The 2,533-nt window shown below is 32.1% G+C and carries 3 protein-coding genes and 1 pseudogene; all 4 read left to right on the top strand.

Features of this window, described 5'->3' with window-relative positions; all coding sequences use genetic code 11:
* Positions 1–563, top strand: a pseudogene (locus tag JMI89_RS11650) (hypothetical protein); the annotation flags it as partial.
* Positions 560–922, top strand: a complete 363-nt coding sequence (locus tag JMI89_RS11645) for a DUF596 domain-containing protein (protein WP_220680163.1) — start codon at positions 560–562, stop codon at positions 920–922. The pseudogene JMI89_RS11650 and the gene JMI89_RS11645, both read left to right, overlap by 4 nt.
* A 627-nt stretch (positions 923–1,549) precedes the next feature.
* Positions 1,550–1,975 carry a hypothetical protein gene (locus JMI89_RS11640; RefSeq protein WP_220680162.1) on the top strand — a complete coding sequence of 142 codons (426 nt, stop codon included), beginning with the start codon at positions 1,550–1,552 and terminating at the stop codon, positions 1,973–1,975.
* A complete protein-coding gene (locus JMI89_RS11635; RefSeq protein ID WP_187754416.1) occupies positions 1,972–2,313 on the top strand; it encodes a DUF6717 family protein in 342 nt (113 codons plus the stop codon). The genes JMI89_RS11640 and JMI89_RS11635 overlap by 4 nt, the downstream gene beginning before the upstream one ends.
* Positions 2,314–2,533 lie beyond the last annotated feature (220 nt).

Below are 2,533 nucleotides of genomic sequence, written 5' to 3'. Positions count from 1 at the left end.
GCTTAGCCGAACCCCTTACCCGCTCATTACGCTTACTGAAATACGCCCGCATCAAAATAACCGCTACCGAAGTCAGAGCAAAAGTACATTATAAAATTGATACAGTCACGGTTGAATTAGATGAGGTTAATTGGAATAATGTTGCTGAAAAGGGAACAACTAACTTACAAAAGTTAGCCAAAGCAGAAATGGATCGTTTGGCGACACTGTATAACAACAAGAATATTCATCCTAAAGATTTTACTATTACGGTAAATGGTAAAACATTAGTAACTGATCAAAGTATTAGTGTAGGAGCGCCTGTATTTAAAGGTGCATCTGAGGTTGATGTTATGGCTTACTTTAAACAGCTTTCTGGTGTTGATGTTTTGCCGACAGCCAAAATGATTCCAGAGAAAGGAACTATTTATTCAGTCAAGGTTACTGAAGGTCCCAATGCTGGTAGCAATATAACATTAAGAAATTTCTCTGACTCAGTGGAGCAAACTAATGCTAAGTGGACTATAGATATCAAAAATCCAAATATTAACAAAGGAAATCGTGTGGAGATGAAATTCCAATGAATTTTGAAAAAATTTATCATTCAATATTAGAAAGTTCTTTTGGTTATTCAATGGGCACAATGTGGCAACATGTAGCAAATTATATGAAAGATATGAGTGAACCTTATGAAATCAGAAAGGATATTTTCTTTAAAATATTAAATAAATCAATGAATGATGGGCATATCAGATTAGCTAGTCATGGTGTTTTTCTAACTGGTACCAGTGAAGAACAAATCCAGTCGATTAAAGATATTTGGCCACCTTACCCCTCAGATGATGAAGACGATGATCTTGATGATATTGGTATGTGGTTCTATGTGAAATTGAACTGTGGTATTGTTTGGATTACACCAGAAGGTCAAGAGATATGGACTTAAATTTATAAAACTTCTCGGATATGGTGAGAAGTTTTTTATAACATTTTAGTACAGCTTTCCAACCCTAATAATCAGTAATTTTAGCTTTGTATCAATATTAGAAGATTAAATAAATATCTCATTCCAACTCAATTTAAATTAAATAAAAGTTAGTCGTTTTTTTATCCAACTACTTAACCTGTTCACTACGCTTATTAAAATATGCCCGCATCAAAATAACCAGCACTGAAGTAAGAGCGAAGGTACATCATAAAATTGAAGCGGTAGAAGTTGAATTAGATGAGGTTAATTGGAATAATGTTGTAAAAGAAACGGATAAGAATCAAATATCAAAAGAAACACAAGCAGCAGCTGAAAAAATTGGTATTGATTTAAAAAATATCAATATTAACAATGGGACTGCTAAAGTAGAAATTACAATTACAAGTGAAATTAATTATTCTGATGTTAAATTGTTGGTTGCACATGCAAAATCTAAAGGTGCCCAGAAAGTCGAGGTTAATACTGGATATATTGCAAATGAAAAACTTATGGATTTTCTAGAAAAAAGAGTTGCTGATGGTAAACCTTTCATGGGAGGTAAAGTAGTTCGTGGAAACACAAGCACGACAGACTTTACAATAATATATGACTAAAAAAGAATGGTATAAAGATCGCCTTCTCTGGAAGGCAAATCAGTTCAAGTCGCTTTCGGAAACAAGACTCAATGGTGAAGAAAGGGATAATTTTGTGGACAAATTACACAAAGAATATGTGGATTCGGATGATGAAATAATATTTTTATTTTTCGAAAATAACAAGAAGAGCTGGACAGCTATAACAACAGATAAAGTTATTAGTTATCATAATAATAGTATCTATCAATTAAAATTAGATAGCATAGAGAAGTTAATTGATATTAAGAAAGAAGGTATTTCTGATGATGACTTGAAATACGACTCCAATTTTTTATTTATTGGTCACGAAAAGCTACCAATTTGGACTCCTAACTCCAAAATTCTCTTCGCGCTAATGAATATTTTACGAATGTTTCCATTAAGGAAAAATACATGAACTCAATTAATATTATAAAACCATATAAATATCATGATATGTGGGTCTTTGATGATGAAAAGGTAGGCTTGTTACAAGAGCCTTTTGTTTCTGGCGCAGATATTTTAATTGATAAAGCCACTGAATCAATCCCAAATGTTGAAAAAGGATTTATTTTAATCTTTTCTAAAGACTACTTCCCTGATACCGATCTTTGTTTAGAATGGCGTAGATCTGATAATGCTGGTAATTGGTATTACTCGAAAGAATTTGATATGGAAGGTTGGCTTTGTCCTGCTTTATTTAAGTATTTTCCTGAAGCCCCCAAAAACTTGTATGTCAAAATTGAATCTATCTAGTTAGAAAATCTAATATTACAAATTATCATTATTGTTAATGTCACTAGTGCTTTCTTAACCGGCAAAATATAAAAAACTATACAATGTTGTATGTGATTATCTAAAGGAAAAGTTGTAATGCTCTCTATTGTTCTACTTTGAATAGTGATCATTGACCATACTAAATTCAACCAACTTTTTTAGCGATTTAGTTTGGAAGGATTATTAATCGGCAGCTTAG

It is taken from the genome of Frischella sp. Ac48 (assembly GCF_019641635.1).
Lineage (GTDB): Bacteria > Pseudomonadota > Gammaproteobacteria > Enterobacterales > Orbaceae > Frischella > Frischella japonica.
This window is presented reverse-complemented; position numbering and strand designations above follow the sequence as displayed.

Coding starts and splice junctions, on each gene's coding strand:
- JMI89_RS11645 (WP_220680163.1), top strand. CDS start 560: ATGAATTTTGAAAAAATTTATCATTCAATATTAGAAAGTTCTTTTGGT.
- JMI89_RS11640 (WP_220680162.1), top strand. CDS start 1,550: ATGACTAAAAAAGAATGGTATAAAGATCGCCTTCTCTGGAAGGCAAAT.
- JMI89_RS11635 (WP_187754416.1), top strand. CDS start 1,972: ATGAACTCAATTAATATTATAAAACCATATAAATATCATGATATGTGG.